Here is a 21,680-nt window from a genome sequence, read left to right on the forward strand (position 1 = left end):
TGCTTACAGCTGGTCAGAAGAGGGACTCCCATGCACGCATTCCGCAACCTGTCGATACGCACCAAGCTCATGTCCAGCATGCTGGCCTGCCTGCTGCTGTTCGTGGCGATTTCCACGGCGCTGGGTTTTGTGCTGACGGGCGCCAGCCTGCGCGAGCGTGTGGTGGGGCAGGAGCTTCCGGCTGTGGTGGGGGAGATCCGCAACGACATACTGCGCCAGATCGGCACGCCGCTGGCCATGGCCAGATCAGTGGCCGGCAACAGCTTTGTGCTGGACTGGGAGGCCGCAGGCGAGCCCGAGGACGGCAATGCCGCTTGGGCCAGATACGCCCAGGCCGTCAAGCAGCAGGCCGGGGCCTCATCGGTGTTCTGGGTGTCGGGCACCACGGGCCAGTATTTCGGCGAGCAGGGGCCGGTGCGCAAGCTCGCGCCCAAGGGCCAGGGCGACCAATGGTTCTACGAGCTGCTGGCCGGCGACAAGTCGCAGGTGCTGGAGATCGACAAGGACGTCCGCTCCAACGCCTACATGCTGTTCATCAATGTCCGCTTCGATGCGGGCCAGGGCAGGCAGGGCATTGCGGGCCTGGGCCTGTCGGTGGATGAGCTGGCCCAGGCCGTGCGCGCCTACCAGGTGGGCGAGTCGGGCTCGGTGTCCCTGGTGCGCGGCAACGGCAGCATTCTCGTGCACCGCGACCCGGCGCTGGTGGACGGCAAGCACTGGCTCAAGGACCGGCCCGGCTTCAGCGCCGATCTCAGCGCTGCGTTGCTGAACCGCGAGCGCTTTGCCCATGCCATGTACGAGGCGCCCTCGGGCCGCCAACTGATTGCCTCCTCCTACGTGCCCGAGCTGGACCTGTACGTGATTGCCGAGCTGCCCGAGGCCCAGGTGCTGGGCGGCGTGCGGCGCACCATTGCGCTGACCTCGGCCGTGGCCGGCCTGGTGGGCGGCGGCATCGGCCTGCTGGTGATCTGGCTGGTGAGCCGGGCGATTGCGGCGCCCGTTGGCCGCGCGGCGCGCATGCTGGAGGAGATTGCCGACGGTCATGGCGACCTGAGCCGTCGCATGCCGGTGGAGAGCAATGACGAGGTGGGGGCGCTGGCCTCGGCCTTCAACCGCTTTGTCTCGTCGCTGGAGCGCATGGTCGGGGCCGTACGCCAGGCTGCCGATTCGATTTCCGTGGCCAGCTCCGAGGTAGCCCAGGGCAACCAGGACCTGAGCCAGCGCACCGAGCAGGCGGCCAGTGCCTTGCAGCAGACGGCGGCATCGCTGTCGGTGCTCACGGACAGCGTGCAGTCCAATACCGAGGCCACGCGCAGCGCGGGCGAGCTGGCGCAGTCGGCGCGCGGCGTGGCCGAGCGTGGCGGCGCGGCCTTCCAGCAGGTGGTGATGACCATGGAGGGCATCAACCACGCGTCGCGCAAGATTGCCGACATCATCGCAGTGATCGACTCCATCGCCTTCCAGACCAATATCCTGGCGCTGAACGCAGCCGTGGAGGCCGCGCGTGCCGGCGAGCAGGGCCGGGGCTTTTCCGTGGTGGCGGCCGAGGTGCGCAGCCTGGCTCAGCGCTCGGCCGAAGCTGCCAAGGAAGTGCGCCAGCTCATCACGGACTCGGTGACCCAGGTGGGCAGCGGATCGCAGCAGGTGGCGCATGCGGGCGCCACCATGCAGGAGCTGCTGGACGCCGTGGCCAGGGTGACGCGGATCATCGAGGAGATCAGCAATGCTTCGCAGACCCAGGGGCGCGGCATCGCCGAGATCAATCAGTCCGTGGCCGGGCTGGACGATGCCACGCAGCAGAACTCCGCTCTGGTCGAGCAGTCGGCCGCTGCGGCGGTCAGCCTGCGCGAGCAGGCCGCACGTCTGATGGGCGAGGTGTCTGCCTTCAAGCTGGGTGAGCAGCCCCAGAGCCGCCCGTGCGTGCAGGAGCGGCAGCCGCAGCTGCTGGAGGCCTGAGCGCAAGCCGGGCCTGAACGCAAGCCGGGCCTGAAGAGATCAGGCCCGGGCGTGAGTGCGCAAGGCTTAGAGCGCAGACACGCTCTCAGGTGGCGCTGGTGCTCAGTTTCTTGAGCTGGTAGAGCACTTCCAGCGCTTCGCGCGGGCTCAGCGCATCGGGGTTGACGTCGGCCATGGCCTGCTCCAGCGGGCTGAGGGCGGCGCTGGCGTCCACAAGCTCCGGTGCATCGAACAGATTGACCTGCAGCTCGTTCTCGCCGGCCTGGGATTCGAGGGCTTCCAGCGCATGGCGCGCATGGTTGAGAACGCCTGCGGGCATGCCAGCGAGCTTGGCGACCTGGATGCCGTAGCTGCGGCTGGCGGGGCCGGCCTGGATCTCGTGCAGAAACACGATGTCGCTGCCCGACTCTGCGGCACTGACATGCACGTTGACGGCGGCCTTGGCCTTGGCGGGCAGCTCGGTCAGCTCGAAGTAGTGCGTGGCAAACAGCGTGAACGCCTTGGTCTTGTCATGCAGCTGGCTGGCAATGCCGCTGGCCAGGGCCAGTCCGTCGAAGGTGCTGGTGCCGCGACCGATCTCGTCCATCAGCACCAGGGAGTGGGGCGTGGCCGAATGCAGAATCTGCGCGGCCTCGGTCATCTCCATCATGAAGGTGGACTGGGCGTTGGCCAGGTCGTCGGCGGCGCCGATGCGCGTGTGGATGGCATCGATGGGCCCCAGGCGGCAAGCGCTGGCGGGCACATAGCTGCCCATGCTGGCCAGCAGCACGATCAAGGCCACCTGGCGCATATAGGTCGATTTACCGCCCATGTTCGGGCCGGTAATGATCTGCATGCGCGTGTTGAGATTCATGCGCGTGTGGTTGGCGATGAAGCTGCCGCTGGAGGTCTCGGCCATGCGTGCTTCCACCACGGGGTGGCGGCCGGCCTCGATCTCTATGCAGGGCTGGCTGACGAACTGCGGCTCGGCCCAGTTCAGTGTCAGAGAGCGCTCGGCCAGCGTGCACAGAACGTCCAGTGCGGCAATGGCCTGGGCCACGCGCGTGAGCTGTGGCACATGGGGCTGAAGCTGGTCGAGCATCTGCTCGAACAGGAACTTCTCGCGCTGCAGCGCTCGCTCCTGGGCCGACAAGGCCTTGTCCTCGAAGGCCTTGAGTTCGGGCGTGATGTAGCGCTCGGCGTTCTTGAGCGTCTGGCGGCGGCGAAAACGCTCGGGCACCGCGTCCTTGTAGCTGTTGGTGACCTCGATATAGAAGCCATGCACCTTGTTGAACTGCACGCGCAGGTTGGGAATGCCGGTGAGCAGCTTTTCCTTGGCCTCCAGCTCCAGCAGAAACTCGTCGCAGTTGTTCTGGATGGCGCGCAGCTCGTCGAGTTCGGCATCAAAGCCCGTGGCGATCACGCCGCCGTCACGCACCAGGGCTGCGGGCTCTTCCATGATGGCACGCGCCAGCAGCTCGGCGCAGCCTTCGGGTGGCATCAGGTCGCTGAAGATCTGCGTCAGATAGGCCGATGGAGTCTGTCCGGACTGCGCCAGCAGCTTCGCTTTTTCCAGCGTTTTGGACAGGCCCACCAGCTCGCGCGGGCGCACCTGGCGCAGGGCGATGCGGGCGGTGATGCGCTCCACATCGCTCACGCCCTTGAGCTCGGCACGCAGGGCCTGCCAGGGAGCCATGCCAGCACCTGTGCCGCGCAGCACGCCAATCGCTTCCAGGCGTTGCATGGCTGCCTTGCGATTGCGCTCGGGCTCCAGCAGCCAGGTCTTGAGCAAGCGGCTGCCCATGCCGGTCATGCAGCTGTCCAGCAAAGAGAACAGCGTGGGCGAATCTTCGCCGCGCAGCGTCTTGACCAGCTCCAGATTGCGGCGCGTAGCCAGCGGCAGTGCAATCAGCTCGTCGTCGCGCTGCACCTGGATGGCGTGGATATGGGTCAGGTTGCGGCCCTGGGTATGCTCGGCATAGGACAGCAGGGCAGCACTGGCTCCATGGGCCAGCGGCAGGTCTTCGGCCTCCCAGGCCTTGAGGCTGGCCGCGCCCAGCAGCTCCAGCAGCTTGCGCTCGCCCAGACCCGAGTCAAACTGCCAGTCAGGGCGGGGGGACAGAGGGCAGCTGATGGCGCTGCTGTGCTTGACGGCAAACAAGGCCTGCTCGAAGCGCTCGGTCACGCCTGCGCTGTAGATCACCTCGCTGGGCGCAATGCGCGACAGCCAGGCACCGAGTTCATCGGCCGCGCATTCGGCCATATGGATGCGGCCCTGGGTCACGGCCATCCAGGCCAGGCCCACGCGCTGGCGACCGGCGGTGTGCACGGCCACCAGAATGGCTTCGCTCTTGTCGGACAGCAGTTCGCTGTCCGTCAGCGTGCCGGGCGTGACCACGCGCACCACCTTGCGCTCCACCGGACCCTTGCCCACGCCGATCTCGCCGACCTGCTCGCAGATCGCCACCGACTCGCCCATCTTGATCAGGCGGCCCAGATAGTTTTCCAGGGCGTGGAAAGGCACGCCCGCCATGGGAATGGGCTGGCCGGCGGTCTGACCGCGCGAGGTCAGCGTGATGTCCAGCAGGCGCGTGACTTTTTCGGCATCGCCAAAGAACAGCTCGTAAAAGTCACCCATGCGGTAGAACACCAGCGTGTCTGGGTAGTCGGCTTTGAGCTTGAAGTACTGCTGCATCATCGGCGTATGTGCCGAGAGGTCAGTCATGTCTGGGGAGTAGGGCAGCGACGGGGATTCTGTGCTTTTCTGGGTCATCGCTTCAGCGGTATGCAATACAGGGGGCGCCGCGCCGGTGCTGGGCGGGCGCCGAATGCTGCATTATCCGTGATGCCCAATAGCAGGGGGCATGGCTGTTTTTTGGCTATTTGGCAGAGGCGGTCTGCACGCCCTGCCCGGATTGAGAGCCGGAGCCTTGATCGCCGTCATGAATGGGGCGGTAGCCCGGGCCGAAGGACACATCTCCCAGCCTCCAGCCCGCGCGGCAGCTGAAGGCTCCCCAGAAGCGCTTCAAGGTGAACCACTGCATGGCGATCAGGCCGCGCTCGTTGTCGGCATCGACCTCGGGGTCACTCACGCCCGTGGGGCGCAGCTCCTCGTCGTGATAGAGGGCTGTGCCGAACAACTGATCCCACCAGGGCAGAACCTGGCCGAAGTTGCAATTGTGGCGCTCGGGGCGCTCGGCATCGCGCAGCATATGGTGGTTGCGGTGAAAGCGTGGGCCGACCAGCAGGCGCTCGCCCATTTTGCCCAGCCAGCCCAGACGCAGCGCTACATTGGCATGGGAGAAGTTCTGCACCAGCTCGCTGAGCAGACCCAGCATGGCGAACTCCGACGGCTCCACCCCCATGGCCAGACCTACGCTGGCCAGCACAAAGCTTTGCAGCATGCCGTCCAGATAGTTGCTGCGGTCGTTGCTCCAGCAGCTCATCTGGCGCTGGCTGTGGTGCATGCTGTGCATGGCCCACCACCAGGGAATGACGTGCTGGGCGCGGTGCATCCAGTAATACGTGAGGTCGTAGACCACGTAGTACACGGCAAACAATACATAGGGGTGGTCTTCAAACCAGGGCATCCAGGCCTTGAGGCCGCTGGCTTCCGAGGTGGACGGGCCGCCGCCCAGCATATGGGCGACCGGCATGAGGATCAAAAAGCTGAACAGCGGAAACAGGCCCAGCAGCATCAGCAGGGTGTAGTTGCGATCCACCGACGTGTGGCGGCGGTCGGCCCAGCGTTCGGCGGGGATCAGGCTCTCCAGTGGCCGCATCACGCCACCAATGAGGAACAGTTGCAGCAGCGCGATCAGGATGCCGGCGGCAATCTCGCGCGGATCGCCCGCTGCCTCGGCAATATGGAGTGCGTTGACCACGGGAGTCACCGCATGCACGGATACCCAGTCAATGGCCAGCGTCCAGTGCTGGCTGAAGAAGTCCATCATATTGTTGTGCCCATTTATCGTCGGGCAGATTCTGGACCGGGAGTTTGTGGATTCTGTGGAGAGACGTACACCCTCAACACTTGTCCACTGTTGGTGGACGCGCCCCCCAGGGAGTGTGGACTGCCTGGGCTCGGCCTGACGGCATAAAAAAGGGCCCGGTCCACCGGACCAGGCCCTTTGCGCAGTCGTGGGGCGACCGCCTTTTTATTCTGCGCTCTTCTGACCTTCTTCGGCCACCGCCTCGGCACCTTCTTCGGCGGGAACTTCGAATTCGTCAGACTTCACGGCCTGGCGCACGGCAGCCTTTTCACCGGCAGTGGCGAACTTGCTGAACTTGCCGATCACGGGGATCAGTGCGCCATAGATGCGGGGCGCTGCGGCCAGAATTTCCTTTTGCTCCAGGAAGTCGGCTTCGCCCGTGAAGTTGCCGACCAGACCACCGGCTTCGCTCACCAGCAGCGAACCGGCAGCCACGTCCCAGATGGACAGGCCGGACTCAAAGAAACCATCGGCAAAGCCGGCAGCCACATAGGCCAGATCCAGCGCGGCAGAGCCGGGGCGACGCACGCCGGCCGTGCGCTGCATGACTTCGCCCAGCATCAGCATGTATTGCTTGAAGTTGTCGCCACGGCGGAAGGGGAAGCCGGTGGAGATCAGGCAGTCACGCAGCTGGGTGCGCTTGGAGACGCGGATGCGGCGCTCGTTCAGATAGGCACCGCGGCCCTTGGTAGCCGTGAACAGGTCGTTGCGGCTGGGGTCATAGACCACGGCGTGCTCGATCTTGCCCTTGTAGGCCAGGGCGATGCTGACGCAGTACACGGGGAAGCCGTGGATGAAGTTGGTGGTGCCGTCCAGGGGGTCGATGATCCAGACATGGTCGGAGTTCTTGGCGCCATGTTCGTTGCCCGACTCTTCGGCCAGGATGGAGTGCTGGGGGTAGGCGTTGAGCAGCGTCTCAATGATGACGCGCTCGGCGGCCTGGTCTACCTCGGTCACAAAGTCGTTTACCTGCTTTTGCGCAACGCGCACCGATTCCACATCCAGTGCGGCACGGTTGATGAGGGCGCCAGCGGCGCGAGCAGCCTTGATGGCCACGTTGAGCATGGGGTGCAGGGAGTTCGACATAAATTGTGAGTGCGTTGGCGATGCAGCCCGGAGCAAAACTGGGCTGAACTACGCGGGTAAGAACGTAAAAGCCGCGACCGGCGATGCGGGGCGGCGACAATGGGCGCAATTCTACCCAGGCTGCGCTTTTTTTGCTTGTTCGTCCCGGCGACCCAAGGGTCTTCTTGGCAGCTCTTGCGGATGCGAGAGAGAGCAGGTGGCGTAGTCTGCCGTCTTATCAAGGCCACAAGTGGGGCCTTTTGCATTGTTCTGCGTTGATGAAAACCCGATTCGTACTGATTGAAACCAGCCATGCCGGCAATGTGGGCGCGGCCGCCCGAGCGCTCAAGACCATGGGCTTCGACGACCTGGTGCTGGTGCGCCCGCGCTACAGCAACGTGCTGCGCAAGGAAGAGACCATTCAGCGTGCCAGCGGAGCATTGGATGTGCTGGACAAGGCTCGCGTGGTCGACACCCTGGAGCAAGCCCTGGACGGCATCAGCCACATGTGCGCGACGGCGATGACGCCACGCGACTTCGGCCCGCCCACACGCACTCCGCGCGAGCATTTCGAGTTGCTCCTGAAAGGAGAGCTTGATGCACGCTCTGTACCCTCGGAGGACACCGGTCTGACCGACAACCAGCCCACGCCAGACGCTGTCTGCAACCAGAAGGGCGTGGCCTTTCTGTTCGGTTGCGAACGCTTTGGCATGAGCAACGACGATGTCTACCGCTGCGATGTGGCGCTGTCGATTCCGTCCAATCCGCAGTTCGGCTCGCTCAATCTGGGTTCGGCCATTCAGGTCGTTGCCTATGACTGGCGCGTGGCGCTGGGTGGTTTTCCCGTGGTCGAGCACACGCCCGAGGCGCATCGCGCCGACATGGCCCAGGTGCAGGGCATGCTGGGCCACTGGGAGCAGGCCCTGGCCCATATCGGCTTTCTGGACCCGGCAGCGCCCAAGAAGCTCATGCCCAGGCTTAACCAGCTTTTCAACCGTGCGCAGCTGACCCAGGAAGAAATCCATATTCTTCGCGGTGTTGCCAAAGCCATGCTGCAGAGCCAGCCACCAACCCGCTAGACTTCACAAGCTAAACACTTCCTCACGTTGTTATTTGATGCTTGATCGCCTGCGCTCCGACATCCAGTGCATTCTTGACCGCGACCCTGCGGCCCGCAGCACCTGGGAGGTCATCACCTGTTATCCGGGGCTGCACGCCATCTGGCTGCAGCGCCCTGCGCACTGGTGCTGGACGCATGGCTTCAAATGGCTGGGCCGCTTCATCTCGCACATGGGACGCTGGTTCACCGGCATTGAAATCCACCCCGGCGCCGTCATCGGTCGCGAGGTCTTCATCGATCACGGCATGGGTGTCGTGATCGGCGAAACCGCCGTGGTGGGCGATGGCTGCACCATCTATCACGGTGTGACCCTGGGCGGAACCTCGCTGTACAAGGGCGCCAAGCGCCATCCGACCCTGGGCAAGAACGTGGTGGTCAGTGCCGGCGCCAAGGTGCTGGGCGGCTTTGAGGTGGGCGATGGCGCCAAGATCGGCAGCAATGCCGTGGTCATCAAGCCCGTGCCAGCAGGTGCCACGGCCGTCGGCATTCCGGCGCGCATCATTCCCAGCAAGACCGGGCAGAGCGCCGATGTGACCGAGCATGAGCTGGCTCCCAAGGTCGAGGCCAAGGCGCAAGCGGCTGTCGTGGTCGATGAGGATTGCGGCAAGAGCGGCTTCACCGCCTATGGCGTGACGGCCGAAGTCGACCCCGTGGCCCAGGCCATGCGTTCGCTGTCCGAAGGCGCTGCCGGTCACGAAAAGCAGATCGCGCAGCTGTGGGCCGCCATCGAGAAGCTCTCGATTCAGGGCCATGTCAAGGACTGCATGCCCTGCGAGTCCGAGCGCCCCGAGGCCTTCCAGAAGGACAAGATCGATCAGATTCTAGGGAAATAGGCCTCAAGCGCTTTCCTGTAAAGCGATTGATGCTTCTGTCTTGATCGTGAAAGCCAGCGCCTGTCGCTGGCTTTTTTCATGGTGATTGCCCGTAGTCGATTTGAGGGGCGAAAGCCCTGCCCGTCCGGCCGAGACTGCCTGCCAACTCAAACCCGAGGCAAGCAATGATGAATGTGGAACAGGCCATGCAGCAGCGCCATTCGGTGCGCGCTTTTTTGCCAAGGACGGTGGATGCGGTGCTGGTCAGGGATTTGCTGGCGCAGGCCGGGCAGGCGGCTTCCGGCGGCAACCTCCAGCCCTGGCGAGTGATAGCGCTGACGGGGGACAGCCTTCAAGCCTTGCGCCAGGCCATGCCTGAGGCGACACCCGACTCCGATGCGGCCCTGGTCTATCCGGCGCAGCTCTGGGAGCCCTATCGCAGCCGCCGCTTTGACAATGGCGAGGATCTCTACCGCTCCCTGGGCATAGGGCGTGAGGACCGGAGTGGGCGGCAGCAGCAGCTAGCCCGCAATACCCATATGTTCGGCGCGCCGGTGGGCGTATTCATCGCCGTCGACAGCCGCATGCTGCATGCGCAGTGGGTGGATCTGGGAATCTATCTGCAATCGCTGATGCTGCTGGCGACCGGAAAGGGGCTGGCCACCTGCGCCCAGGGCTTCTGGCGCAGTTACAGCGATTTTGTGAGCCGGCATCTGGCGCTGCCGCAGGGCTACCAGATCGCCTTTGGCATGGCACTGGGCTATGAGGACAGCGCGGCACCCGTCAACCAGTGGCGCTCCAGCCGGGCCGAGCTGGGAGACTGGTGCGAGATGCGCGGGTTCGAATGAGCCCTGCCTTGATGCCGGTGTGGGCAGTCGCTTGACGCTTCTTCTTGCATGGCAAGAAGGCGGGGCCGACGACGAAGCGCAAGGCATGAGGCCGGGCGCCATGCAGGCAGCCCGGCTACTTCTTCAACGGCGGCTGCCTATTTCCACAGAGCGCATTTGCTCTCTTCCTTGGTGGTGAAGACCTGGTCGCCGGGCAGGGTCTTGAGCACCTTGAAGTAATCCCAGGCCTTCTTCGATTCGGCCGGCGCCTTGACCTGCAGCAGATACATGTCGTGGGCATAGCGGCCATCGGGGCGAACCACGCCCTTGGCATAGAAGTCCGACAGCGGCGTGGCCTTGAAGCCGGCCATGATCTTTTCGGCATCCGTCGTGCCCAGCTTCTCTGCCAGCTTCAGATACTGCATGGCGGCCGAGTAGTTGGCGGCCTGCAGCGAGGTAGGCATCTTCTTGAACTTGGCAAAGAAACGATCCGAGAACTTGCGGCTTTCGGGATTCAGGTCCCAATGCCAGCTGTCGGTGAACATCAGGCCTTCCGTGGCCTTGAGGCCCAGGCTGTGGATGTCGGAGCTGAACAGCAGCAGGCCGGCCAGCTTCATGGTCTTGGTCAGGCCGAACTCACGAGCCGACTTGATGGCATTGATGGTGTCGCCGCCGGCGTTGGCCAGACCCAGGATCTGGGCCTTGGAGTTCTGGGCCTGCAGCAAAAAGGAGGAGAAGTCAGCCGTGTTCAGTGGGTGCTTGACATTGCCCAGCACCTTGCCGCCGGAGGCATTGATGACGCGGGTGGTGTCGGCCTCCAGGGCCTGACCAAAGGCATAGTCGGCCGTCAGAAAGAACCAGTTCTTGCCGCCCAGCTCCACCACGGCCTTGCCCGTGCCCTTGGCCAGTGCCACGGTGTCATAGGCATAGTGCACAAAATAGGGACTGCACTGCTCGTTGGTCAGTGCCGAGGTGCCCGCGCCGTTGATGATGTAGACCTTTTTCTTCTCGTCGGCCACCTTGCCCATGGCCAGGCCGGCGCTGGAAGTGGTGCCGCCGATCAGCATGTTCATGCCCTGGGTGTCGAACCACTCGCGCGCCTTGCTGGCTGCGATATCGGCCTTGTTCTGGTGGTCGGCCGTCAGCACCTCGACGGGCTTGCCCAGCAGCTTGCCGCCAAAGTCGTCCACGGCCATCTGCACGGCCAGAGCGCCCCCCTTGCCGTCCACATCGGAGTACAGGCCCGACATATCGGTGATGAAGCCGATGCGAATCTTGTCCTGCGCCTGAGCGCCTGCAGCGGCCAGCAGGCAGCCCAATGCCAGCGTCAATGTTCTGGGGGAGAAAGCGGTAGCGGTGCAAACAGAGCGAGGCTTCATCAGAGTCATCTCCTGAGATGGTGGGTACCCGGTCACGGCGACGGGCAGCCAGCATGGTCGCAGCTGGCGCAGGCCGCGCCATCAGGGCAAGCACCGGGGCGGCTCGCGCAAGGTATCCGGCGCGACTCGGGAAAATGCCGCAAGCTTCTACACTGCAGTGCAGCAAATTTGGAAAGAACAAGAGATGGATATTCGTCAAGCGTTGCAGCAGCGCCGCTCGGTACGCGCTTTTCTGCCCCAGACCGTGGCCGCAGCCACCGTGCGGGACTTGCTGGAGACCGCTGCGCTGGCCGCGTCCGGCGGCAATATGCAGCCCTGGCGTGTGAGCGCCGTGGGTGGCCAGGCGCTCAAGGACTTGTGTGCCAAGGCCGAACAGAGCGAGGCCGTGTCGCGCCCCGGCCTGTCCTATCCGCCCGGACTGTGGGAGCCCTATCGCAGCCGCCGTTTTGAAAACGGCGAGGATCTGTATCGCTCACTCAATATCGGCCGCGAGGACAAGGCCGCACGACTGGCCCAGCTGGCCAAGAACGGCCAGATGTTCGGTGCGCCCGTGGGCATTTTTGTGGCGGTGGAAGAGCGCATGGGTTATGCGCAATGGGTGGATCTGGGCATCTATCTGCAGTCCTTCATGCTGCTGGCCGTGGAAAAAGGTCTGGCCACCTGTGCTCAGGGCTTTTGGCGCATGTACAACGACATGCTGATCGAGCAGCTGGCGTTGCCGCAGGGCTACCAGATTGCCTTTGGCATTGCCCTGGGCTACGAAGATGCCAGCGCGCCCATCAACCAGTGGCGCGCAAGCCGTGCCGACAGCCATGAATGGCTGGTGCTGCAGGGCCTGGATTGAAGGGCGGATTAGGCGCTTGAGGGTCAGGATAGTTAAACAGCTTCAATGGTGCGCAAATGGTGGCAAAACCAGCCTATACTGCGTGCAGCTCCGGGGTGTGCGAAAGCGCTGAGATGCCAGTCACTGTGAAAACAGTGCAGGCGAACCCGACGAACTTGATCCGGTTCATACCGGCGGAAGAAGAGCGGGACCCTGACGCAGGGCCGGTGGATTGACAGGACAACGGGCATCAGTGCCAACCCTGAAAGCCACAGGCACAGCAAACCCCAGGCGCCTCGCGCACTGGGGTTTTGTCTTTTCTGGGCAGCCCGGTGCGTGCAGGTCAAGGCTGAAGTTGCAGAACTCAGCGGCATAGGCCGGACACCCATTCGGGACCGGGCCAGTGCGGGGCAAGATCAGAGCAGGGCCGCACTCCACGGAGCGTTTGATGCATTTCAACCGCTTTGAGGAGACTGCGATGAACGCCCCTGATTCCATTTTTACGCCTGCTGCAGGTCATGCCCCCGACGCCGCCCGTTTTGCCGAGCTGCTGGCCCAGTCGCGCCAGCCGTTTCCCGCATCGACCAAGAGCTATCTGAGCGGCGCGCTGCACCCTCAGCTGCGGGTGCCGGTGCGCGATATTGCGCTCACCAATGGAGAGCAGGTCAGCGTCTACGACACCTCCGGTCCCTACACCGACCCCGCCGTGCAGATCGACGTGCGCCAGGGCCTGCCCAGTCTGCGCGCAGGCTGGATCGAAGAGCGCGGCGACAGCGAGTTCTATGTGGGTCGCCTGCGTGTGGCGCTGGACGACGGTGGCAAGCGCGGCGAGGAGGATGCGCGCGTGGCCCAGCTGCGCGCCGAGGCGGCCGCGCTGCAACGCCAGCCGCGCCGAGCCAAATCAGGCCAGAACGTGACCCAGATGCACTATGCCAAGCGCGGCATCATCACGCCCGAGATGGAGTATGTGGCTCTGCGCGAAAACGGTCGCCGTGAATGGATGGCGCAGTACCAACAGGACGCGGCGCGCGAGCTGCGCCTGGCCGGCAACGGCCTGGGCGCAGCGATCCCGAAGATCATCACGCCCGAATTCGTGCGCGATGAGGTGGCGCGCGGCCGTGCCATCATTCCGGCCAATATCAACCACCCTGAAATCGAGCCCATGGCCATCGGGCGCAATTTCAAGGTCAAGATCAACGCCAACATCGGCAACTCGGCCGTGACTTCCAGCATCGAGGAAGAGGTGGAAAAGCTGGTCTGGGCCATTCGCTGGGGCGCGGACAATGTCATGGATCTGTCCACCGGCAAGAACATCCACACCACGCGCGACTGGATCGTGCGCAACTCGCCTGTGCCCATCGGCACCGTTCCCATCTATCAGGCGCTGGAGAAGGTCGGCGGCATTGCCGAGGACCTGACCTGGGAGATCTTCCGCGACACGCTGGTCGAGCAGGCCGAGCAGGGCGTGGACTACTTCACCATCCACGCCGGCGTGCGCCTGGCCTATATCCACCTCACGGCGCAGCGCCGCACCGGCATCGTCTCGCGCGGCGGCTCCATCATGGCCAAGTGGTGCATGGCTCACCACCGCGAGAGCTTCCTCTACGAGCACTTCGAGGACATCTGCGACATCATGAAGCAGTATGACGTGAGCTTCTCGCTGGGCGACGGCCTGCGTCCCGGCTGCGCATCGGATGCCAATGACGAAGCCCAGTTTGCCGAACTGGCCACGCTGGGCGAGCTGACGCAGATCGCCTGGAAGCACGATGTGCAGACCATGATCGAAGGCCCGGGCCATGTGCCCATGCACATGATCCAGGCCAACATGACCGAGCAGCTCAAGCACTGCCACGAGGCTCCGTTCTATACCCTGGGCCCGCTGACCATCGACATCGCCCCCGGCTACGACCATATCGCTTCGGCCATCGGCGCGGCCATGATCGGCTGGTTCGGCACCGCCATGCTGTGCTATGTCACGCCCAAGGAGCATCTGGGCCTGCCCGACCGCGACGACGTCAAGCAGGGCATCATCGCCTACAAGATTGCGGCCCATGCCGCCGACGTCGCCAAGGGCCACCCGGGCGCGCGCTCGCGCGACGATGCGCTTTCCCAGGCGCGTTTCGACTTCCGCTGGCAGGACCAGTTCAACCTGGGCCTGGACCCCGACACGGCCCAGGCCTACCACGACGAAACCCTGCCCAAGGACAGCGCCAAGGTGGCCCATTTCTGCTCCATGTGCGGACCCAAGTTCTGCTCCATGAAGATCACCCAGGAAGTGCGCGACTTTGCCAAGCAGCAAGGCGTGAGCGCCGAAAACAGCATTGCCGTGGGCATGCAGGCCAAGGCGGCGGAGTTCAACCAGGCGGGCGGCGATTTCTACATTCCCATCGTCAATGCATCGACCGACACCACGGCACGTTGATCACGGATAAAACAGGGCTGCGGCGCTTGACCATCAAGCGCTGACAGCTATTAATATGAAAGCGCAGGCAAAGCCTGCGCTTTCATATTTTGGAAACAGTGAAGTTGAATGTCGGAGGGCTGCTGACCCCAAGCAGAAGTTCGGGAATAAGTCCCCCAATGGCTGCTTCCTGACGCACAGCCGCCATACAGCACCGGGGTGAATCGGGGCTACAGGGCGGCTCTGGCGGGGCAGTCAGACCTTATATGGCCGCCATCTGAATGTGCTCCGGCTCTATGGTCAGCAGCGGTTTCTTTTGTGTCGGAGGGACTTGTGGGCCTGGCTGCTGCATCAGGTGCGGGCTGTAGAGGCGCCAGAGATCACCCACGCCCAGGGTGGTGCGCTGTGCCTGTGCCTGCGCCTGCACTTGCAGCTGCCCATCCACATAGCGAATGTCGTAGTTGCGTGCATCAAAGCCCGCGCCTGCGCGCAGATGGCTGGCCACGATGGCGTAGCTGCCGGCAGCAGCGCTGGCCGTGGCCCCTGCGCTGTCCAACTGCACGCTCTGAATCTGCTCTGCACCCACCAAGCCTTGGGTCGTGAACTCATGGCCCTGAAACACCAGGCTCTGACCTGCCGTTTTCTGTGCATTGCCGGCGGTAATCGTCAGTGCCTTGGGTGTGATCTGAAGCTGGTTGCCCGTGAACGTGATGCTGTAGTTGCTGTTGGCCAGGCTGCCCTGGTTAATGGCATAGCTGCCCACGTTTTCGCCAGCGGCACGGCCCAGGCTGCCGCCCAGGCTGTCGCCGTGGATCAGGCCGCTGCTGGTGTACTTCAGGTCATCGACATCGCCATAGACCTTGCTGGCCGCATCGGCGGTGACGCTCAGGGCCTTGGGTGTGATCTGCAGCTGGTTGCCCGTGAAGCTGATGCTGTAGTTGCTGTTGGCCAGGCTGCCCTGGTTAATGGCATAGCTGCCCACGTTTTCGCCAGCGGCACGGCCCAGGCTTCCGCCCAGGCTGTCGCCGTGGATCAGGCCGCTGCTGGTGTACTTCAGGTCATCGACATCGCCATAGACCTTGCTGGCCGCATCGGCGGTGACGCTCAGGGCCTTGGGTGTGATCTGCAGCTGGTTGCCCGTGAAGCTGATGCTGTAGTTGCTGTTGGCCAGGCTGCCCTGGTTAATGGCATAGCTGCCCACGTTTTCGCCAGCGGCACGGCCCAGGCTTCCGCCCAGGCTGTCGCCGTGGATCAGGCCGCTGCTGGTGTACTTCAGGTCATCGACATCGCCATAGACCTTGCTGGCCGCATCGGCGGTGACGCTCAGGGCCTTGGGTGTGATCTGAAGCTGGTTGCCCGTGAACGTGATGCTGTAGTTGCTGTTGGCCAGGCTGCCCTGGTTAATGGCATAGCTGCCCACGTTTTCACCAGCGGCACGGCCCAGGCTTCCGCCCAGGCTGTCGCCGTGGATCAGGCCGCTGCTGGTGTACTTCAGGTCATCGACATCGCCATAGACCTTGCTGGCCGCATCGGCGGTGACGCTCAGGGCCCTGGGTGTGATCTGCAGCTGGTTACCCGTGAAGCTGATGCTGTAGTTGCTGTGGGCCAGGCTGCCCTGGTTAATGGCATAGCTGCCCACGTTTTCGCCAGTAGCACGGCCCAGGCTTCCGCCCAGGCGGTCGCCGTGGATCAGGCCGCTGCTGGTGTACTTCAGGTCATCGACATCGCCATAGACCTTGCTGGCCGCATCGGCCGTGACGCTCAGGGCCTTGGGCGTGATCTGCAGCTGGTTGCCCGTGAACGTGATGCTGTAGTTGCTGTGGGCCAGGCTGCCCTGGTTAATGGCATAGCTGCCCACGTTTTCACCAGTAGCACGGCCCAGGCTGCCGCCCAGGCGGTCGCCGTGGATCAGGCCGCTGCTGGTGTACTTCAGGTCATCGACATCGCCATAGACCTTGCTGGCCGCATCGGCGGTGACGCTCAGGGCCTTGGGCGTGATCTGCAGCTGGTTACCCGTGAACGTGATGCTGTAGTTGCTGTTGGCCAGGCTGCCCTGGTTAATGGCATAGCTGCCCACGTTTTCGCCAGCGGCACGGCCCAGGCTTCCGCCCAGGCGGTCGCCGTGGATCAGGCCGCTGCTGGTGTACTTCAGGTCATCGGCATCGCCATAGACCTTGCTGGCCGCATCGGCGGTGACGCTCAGGGCCTTGGGTGTGATCTGCAGCTGGTTGCCCGTGAAGCTGATGCTGTAGTTGCTGTTGGCCAGGCTGCCCTGGTTAATGGCATAGCTGCCCACGTTTTCGCCAGCGGCACGGCCCAGGCTTCCGCCCAGGCTGTCGCCGTGGATCAGGCCGCTGCTGGTGTACTTCAGGTCATCGACATCGCCATAGACCTTGCTGGCCGCATCGGCGGTGACGCTCAGGGCCTTGGGTGTGATCTGCAGCTGGTTGCCCGTGAACGTGATGCTGTAGTTGCTGTTGGCCAGGCTGCCCTGGTTAATGGCATAGCTGCCCACGTTTTCGCCAGCGGCACGGCCCAGGCTTCCGCCCAGGCTGTCGCCGTGGATCAGGCCGCTGCTGGTGTACTTCAGGTCATCGACATCGCCATAGACCTTGCTGGCCGCATCGGCGGTGACGCTCAGGGCCTTGGGTGTGATCTGCAGCTGGTTGCCCGTGAACGTGATGCTGTAGTTGCTGTGGGCCAGGCTGCCCTGGTTAATGGCATAGCTGCCCACGTTTTCGCCCGCGGCACGGCCCAGGCTTCCGCCCAGGCTGTCGCCGTGGATCAGGCCGCTGCTGGTGTACTTCAGGTCATCGACATCGCCATAGACCTTGCTGGCCGCATCGGCGGTGACGCTCAGGGCCCTGGGTGTGATCTGCAGCTGGTTACCCGTGAAGCTGATGCTGTAGTTGCTGTGGGCCAGGCTGCCCTGGTTAATGGCATAGCTGCCCACGTTTTCGCCAGCGGCACGGCCCAGGCTTCCGCCCAGGCTGTCGCCGTGGATCAGGCCGCTGCTGGTGTACTTCAGGTCATCGGCATCGCCATAGACCTTGCTGGCCTCATCGGCCGTCACGGTCAGTGGGGCTTGGGTGATTTCTAAGCTGCCTTGGTAGCTGATGTCGTAGCCTTGTTGGTTTGAATACAGCCCACTTACCAAGAGTCCGCCATCTTTGGTGCTGTAGTTGCCGGCGTTCTTGTTGTTGCTTTGGTAGCTGAGGTCGCTGCCTGCACCGCCTAGAACAACACCTGGTGCAATGCTGTAATCCGAGCCGCCGATTGCGCCGCTGCCTGTGGTGCCATCGTAGGTCTTGCTCGCTAATGCTCCCACGTCCACCGTGACCTGCTTTAAAAACGTGCGCAGCAACGGCGTGCTGTGACCTTCGTAAATGCGCCAGGCTGCGCCCGTGCCGCCCTGGTCATCAATATCGCTGCCCCAGGCCGCAAAGCTGCTGGCTTTTTGGAACTCGGCATCCGTGAGCCCCTGGGATTCGGCATCTAAACCGCTGTTATTTCCCACCCCTGGCTGCCCGGGATTGCGGTCCGCGCTCCAGTAGCTTTGGCTGATGCTGCCGTAGTTTTCCCCCACCAGCGCACCCGCGGAGTTGTCGTAGATCCCCCCCGATGCCGTGGCGCTGCCTGTGGCATAGCTTTGGCTGATGCTGCCGTAGTTCTCCCCCGCCAGCGCGCCCGCGAAGTTGGAGTCGCCATCTTTGGCCGTAGCGCTGCCCGTGGCATAGCTTTGGTTGATGCTGCCGTAGTTTTCCCCCACCAGCGCGCCCGCGGAGTTGCCGTAGAGCCCCCCCGATGCCGTGGCGCTGCCTGTGGCATAGCTTTGGCTGATGCTGCCGTAGTTCTCCCCCGCCAGCGCGCCCGCGTAGTTGGAGTTGCCATCTTTGGCTGTGGCGCTGCCCGTGGCATAGCTTTGGCTGATGCTGCCGCTGCCGGTGTTGTACCCCACCAGCGCGCCCGCGTAGTTGTCGTAGCCCTCTGCCGTGGCGTTGCCCGTGGCATAGCTTTGGAGGATAGCGCCTTGGTTCCACCCCACCAGCGCACCCGCGGAGTTGCCTAAGCCCCCCTCTGCCGTGGCGCTGCCCGTGGCATAGCTTTGGCTGATGCTGCCGTCCATGTTCGCCCCCACCAGCGCGCCCGCGAAGTTGGTGCTGTCGCTTTGCCCTTCTGCCGTGGCGTTGCCCGTGGCATGGCTTTGGACGATAGCGCCGTTGTTCCACCCCACCAACGCGCCCACGGAGTTGGTGTTCCCCCCCGATGCCTTGATGCTGGCATTTTCCAGGCCCACATGGGCAATGCGTGCAGCGCTGCCGGTATACCCAAACAGGCCCGCGTAGCTGGTGCCATCGATGGAGTCCTGTGGCTGGGTCACATTGACCGTCAGATCGCGGATGCTGTGGCCCAGGCCATCGAAGCTGCCGGTAAAGCGTGTGGCGTCGGTGTTGTCGCTGTTGCTGCCAATGGGCGCAAAGCCGTTGTAGATGCCGGCATTCAGGTTCCAGCCGGCGGTGGCGCTGGCATCGATATGGTTGACCAGTGCATAGCGGCCTGCCAGATCGTTTTGCATGGCCTGCAATTGCTGCACATCCTGAATGGCGGTGTACAGCTGCGGGCGGCTGGCATGGCTGACGCTGCTGGGCACATCGGTCTTGATAAATACCTGATTGCCTGCCATCCCCAGCAGATAAGGCGTGCTTTGGTTGCCTGCATTGCCCCAGACCGTGCCCCATGCAAAACCCGCAAGGTGGCTGGCATCGAACATTTGCTCCGTGGTCAACCCCATAGCGTCATCGGCGCTGCCGTCGCCCACCGCACTGGTGGCCAGGTCTTTGTTCCAGTAGCTTTGGCTGATGCTGCCGTAGTAGTTTCTCCCCACCAGCGCGCCTGCGGAGTTGTCGCTTCCGCCTGATGCCGTGGCGCTGCCCGTGGCATAGCTTTGGCTGATGCTGCTGCCGTAGCGGTTCATCCCCACCAGCGCGCCCGCGTAGTTCCCCCAGTACCCCCCCGATGCCGTGGCACTGCCCGTGGCATAGCTTTGGCGGATGCTGCCGTTGTTTTCACCCACCAGCGCGCCCGCGTAGTGGTAGCTCCCCCCCGATGCCGTGGCGCTGCCCGTGGCATAACTTTGGCTGATGTTGCCGTTGTTTTCACCCACCAGCGCGCCCGCGGAGTTCGAGCCCCACCCCGATGCCGTGGCGTTGCCCGTGGCATAGCTTTGGACGATAGCGCCGTTGTTTTCCCCCACCAGCGCGCCCGCGTAGTTCCCCCGCCCCCCCGATGCCTTGATGCTGGCATTGTCCAGGCCCACATGGGCAATGCGCGCAGCGCTGCCGGTAGTGCCAAACAGGCCCGCGTAGCTGGTGCTGTCGTAGCCAGAGTTGCCGGGGTACTGCGGCTGAGTCACATTGACCGTCAGATCGCGGATGCTGTGGTCCAGGCCATCGAAGCTGCCGGTAAAGCGCGTGGCGTCGGTGTTGTCGCTGTTGCTGCCAATGGGCGCAAAGCCGTTGTAGATGCCGGCATTCAGGTTCCAGCCGGCGGTGGCGCTGGCATCGATATGGTTGACCAGTGCATAGCGGCCTGCCAGATCGTTTTGCATGGCCTGCAATTGCTGCACATCCTGAATGGCGGTGTACAGCTGCGGGCGGCTGGCATGGCTGACGCTGCTGGGCACATCGGTCTTGATAAATACCTGATTGCCTGCCATCCCCAGCAGATAAGGCGTGCTTTGGTTGCCTGCATTGCCCCAGACCGTGCCCCATGCAAAACCCGCAAAGTGGCTGGCATCGAACATTTGCTCCGTGGTCAACCCCATAGCGTCATCGGCGCTGCCGTCGCCCACCGCACTGGTGGCCAGGTCTTTGTTCCAGTAGCTTTGGCTGATGCTGCCGTTGTTCATCCCCACCAGCACACCCGCGTAGTTGTCGTAGCTCCCTCCCGATGCCGTGGCGCTGCCCGTGGCATAGCTTTGGCTGATGTTGCCGTAGACGTTCGCCTCCACCAGCGCGCCCGCGGAGTTGCTTCCCCCTCCCTCTGCCGTGGCGCTGCCCGTGGCATAGCTTTGGCTGATGTTGCCGTCGAGATTCTCCCCCACCAGCGCGCCCGCGGAGTTTTTGCTGTAGCCTCCCGCCCCCACTGCCGTGGCGCTGCCCGTGGCATAGCTTTGGCTGATGTTGCCGCGGATGTTCTCCCCCACCAGCGCGCCCGCGGAGTTGCTGTAGCTCATCCCCCCCCCCTCTGCCGTGGCGCTGCCCGTGGCATAGCTTTGGCTGATGCTGCCGTAGTTTTCCCCCACCAGCGCGCCCGCGGAGTTTTTCTCCGCCCCCTCTGCCGTGGCGTTGCCTGTGGCATAGCTTTGGACGATAGCGCCGTTGTTCCAGCCCACCAACGCGCCCGCTGAGTTAGAGCTCCCCCCCGATGCCTTGATGCTGGCATTGTCCAGGCCCACATGGGCAATGCGCGCAGCACTGCCGGTAGCACCAAACAGGCCCGCGTTGCTGTAGCCATAGCTGCCCAGCGGCTGATTCACGTTGACCGTCAAATCGCGGATGCTGTGGCCCAGGCCATCGAAGCTGCCGGTAAAGCGCGTGGCGTCGGTGTTGTCGCTGTTGCTGCCAATGGGCACAAAGCCGTTGTAGACACTGCCATCCCAGTTCCAGCCGGCTGTGGCGCTGGCGTCGATGTCGGCACCCAGGGCGTATTTGCCGCTCAGATTGCTGTCCATGCCTTGCAGGGCGGCCACATCGTTGATCACGGTATAGCCATGGCCGTTGATGCTGAGCAGGCCCGCACCGGCTTGCGCAAAGTTCACGCGGCCATTGATGCTCAGCTGGCTGTCTGCTGCCGGAGCAGTCGCGGCGTTGCCCAGGGTGTTGCCATAGTTCAGCGCCAGGCTGCCCGTGCCGCCCACATCCATGGTGGCGTTGATGTTGATGTCGTGGTGAGCATTGAGCGTGAGCTGGTTGGCGTCGTAGCGCACATCGGCATTCACATGGATGCTGCCCTTGTCGCTGCCGGCGGCCACGGTTTGCAGTGTGACATCGGTGCTGGCCAGGTTGGCAACCAGGGTGTCTGCGCCTATGCCGCTGTCTTTCTGGGTAGCTGCGCCGGCGCTGATGGTGAAGTCCGTGGGGTCAATCAGCCACTGCCCAGTCTTGCCACTGGCGGCCTGGGTGGTCACGCGGGTGCCGGCCTGGATCTGCACCTGGGCGGCGCTGGTGTCCACAAAGCCACCATTGCCGCCATCGGGGGCGCTGGCGTCCAGCAGGCCTGCCACTTGGGTGCTGCCATGCTGCATATCGGCCAGCAACACAATGC

The 21,680-nt window shown here is 63.7% G+C and carries 11 protein-coding genes and 1 riboswitch; of the genes, 6 read left to right on the forward strand and 5 right to left on the reverse strand.

The features are described from left to right. Positions 1-30: 30 nt before the first annotated feature. The gene (locus QYQ99_RS19955) at positions 31-1,956 is read left to right on the forward strand and encodes a methyl-accepting chemotaxis protein (RefSeq protein WP_302089691.1); all 1,926 of its coding nucleotides are present in this window, start codon (positions 31-33) and stop codon (positions 1,954-1,956) included. Between the two features lie 85 nt (positions 1,957-2,041). On the opposite strand, the gene mutS is transcribed toward QYQ99_RS19955, so the two are convergent. The 3 genes from mutS to QYQ99_RS19970 all read right to left on the reverse strand — a co-directional run bounded on the left by mutS (position 2,042) and on the right by QYQ99_RS19970 (position 7,013). After that, on the reverse strand, positions 2,042-4,660 hold the full coding sequence (gene mutS, locus QYQ99_RS19960; RefSeq protein WP_419145817.1) for a DNA mismatch repair protein MutS: 2,619 nt from the start codon (positions 4,658-4,660) through the stop codon (positions 2,042-2,044). 154 nt (positions 4,661-4,814) lie between these two features. Next, positions 4,815-5,888, reverse strand: coding sequence for a sterol desaturase family protein (locus QYQ99_RS19965; protein WP_302089692.1), 1,074 nt, complete (start codon positions 5,886-5,888; stop codon positions 4,815-4,817). Between the two features lie 204 nt (positions 5,889-6,092). Next, on the reverse strand, positions 6,093-7,013 hold the full coding sequence (locus tag QYQ99_RS19970; RefSeq protein ID WP_302089693.1) for an inositol monophosphatase family protein: 921 nt from the start codon (positions 7,011-7,013) through the stop codon (positions 6,093-6,095). 257 nt (positions 7,014-7,270) lie between these two features. On the opposite strand from QYQ99_RS19970, the gene QYQ99_RS19975 reads away from it, so the two are divergent. The 3 genes from QYQ99_RS19975 to QYQ99_RS19985 all read left to right on the forward strand — a co-directional run bounded on the left by QYQ99_RS19975 (position 7,271) and on the right by QYQ99_RS19985 (position 9,772). Beyond that, entirely contained in the window at positions 7,271-8,071 is an 801-nt protein-coding gene (locus tag QYQ99_RS19975) for an RNA methyltransferase (RefSeq protein ID WP_302089694.1), read from the forward strand. Positions 8,072-8,108: 37 nt separating this feature from the next. After that, positions 8,109-8,945, forward strand: a complete 837-nt coding sequence (gene cysE, locus QYQ99_RS19980; protein WP_302089695.1) for a serine O-acetyltransferase — start codon at positions 8,109-8,111, stop codon at positions 8,943-8,945. 167 nt (positions 8,946-9,112) lie between these two features. Continuing rightward, positions 9,113-9,772 (forward strand): nitroreductase, encoded by a 660-nt coding sequence (locus QYQ99_RS19985; protein WP_302093224.1) that lies wholly within the window; start codon positions 9,113-9,115, stop codon positions 9,770-9,772. A 137-nt stretch (positions 9,773-9,909) separates the two neighbouring features. Here QYQ99_RS19985 and QYQ99_RS19990 read toward each other — a convergent pair whose 3' ends face one another. After that, positions 9,910-11,130, reverse strand: a complete 1,221-nt coding sequence (locus QYQ99_RS19990) for an ABC transporter substrate-binding protein (RefSeq protein WP_302089696.1) — start codon at positions 11,128-11,130, stop codon at positions 9,910-9,912. A 184-nt stretch (positions 11,131-11,314) separates the two neighbouring features. Between QYQ99_RS19990 and QYQ99_RS19995 the strand changes: the two genes are divergently transcribed. Then, positions 11,315-11,974: a nitroreductase gene (locus tag QYQ99_RS19995; protein WP_302089697.1), complete on the forward strand. Its 660-nt coding sequence runs from the start codon at positions 11,315-11,317 to the stop codon at positions 11,972-11,974. Between the two features lie 81 nt (positions 11,975-12,055). After that, positions 12,056-12,173, forward strand: a riboswitch (TPP riboswitch). Between the two features lie 258 nt (positions 12,174-12,431). Continuing rightward, the gene (gene thiC, locus QYQ99_RS20000) at positions 12,432-14,375 is read left to right on the forward strand and encodes a phosphomethylpyrimidine synthase ThiC (protein WP_302089698.1); all 1,944 of its coding nucleotides are present in this window, start codon (positions 12,432-12,434) and stop codon (positions 14,373-14,375) included. Positions 14,376-14,616: 241 nt separating this feature from the next. On the opposite strand, the gene QYQ99_RS20005 is transcribed toward thiC, so the two are convergent. Beyond that, complete coding sequence (locus tag QYQ99_RS20005; RefSeq protein ID WP_302089699.1) at positions 14,617-21,675, reverse strand: MBG domain-containing protein; 7,059 nt, start codon at positions 21,673-21,675, stop codon at positions 14,617-14,619. Positions 21,676-21,680 lie beyond the last annotated feature (5 nt).

Origin of the sequence: Comamonas testosteroni, from assembly GCF_030505195.1 — a bacterium.
GTDB classification, from domain to species: domain Bacteria; phylum Pseudomonadota; class Gammaproteobacteria; order Burkholderiales; family Burkholderiaceae_C; genus Comamonas; species Comamonas testosteroni_G.

Bases quoted from the DNA above. Each gene is read 5' to 3' on its own strand.
- cysE (WP_302089695.1), top strand. From the start codon at position 8,109: ATGCTTGATCGCCTGCGCTCCGACATCCAGTGCATTCTTGACCGCGAC.
- QYQ99_RS19985 (WP_302093224.1), top strand. From the start codon at position 9,113: ATGAATGTGGAACAGGCCATGCAGCAGCGCCATTCGGTGCGCGCTTTT.
- QYQ99_RS19975 (WP_302089694.1), top strand. From the start codon at position 7,271: ATGAAAACCCGATTCGTACTGATTGAAACCAGCCATGCCGGCAATGTG.
- QYQ99_RS19990 (WP_302089696.1), bottom strand. From the start codon at position 11,130: ATGAAGCCTCGCTCTGTTTGCACCGCTACCGCTTTCTCCCCCAGAACA.
- QYQ99_RS19955 (WP_302089691.1), top strand. From the start codon at position 31: ATGCACGCATTCCGCAACCTGTCGATACGCACCAAGCTCATGTCCAGC.
- thiC (WP_302089698.1), top strand. From the start codon at position 12,432: ATGAACGCCCCTGATTCCATTTTTACGCCTGCTGCAGGTCATGCCCCC.
- QYQ99_RS19995 (WP_302089697.1), top strand. From the start codon at position 11,315: ATGGATATTCGTCAAGCGTTGCAGCAGCGCCGCTCGGTACGCGCTTTT.
- QYQ99_RS19970 (WP_302089693.1), bottom strand. From the start codon at position 7,013: ATGTCGAACTCCCTGCACCCCATGCTCAACGTGGCCATCAAGGCTGCT.
- mutS (WP_419145817.1), bottom strand. From the start codon at position 4,660: ATGACTGACCTCTCGGCACATACGCCGATGATGCAGCAGTACTTCAAG.
- QYQ99_RS19965 (WP_302089692.1), bottom strand. From the start codon at position 5,888: ATGATGGACTTCTTCAGCCAGCACTGGACGCTGGCCATTGACTGGGTA.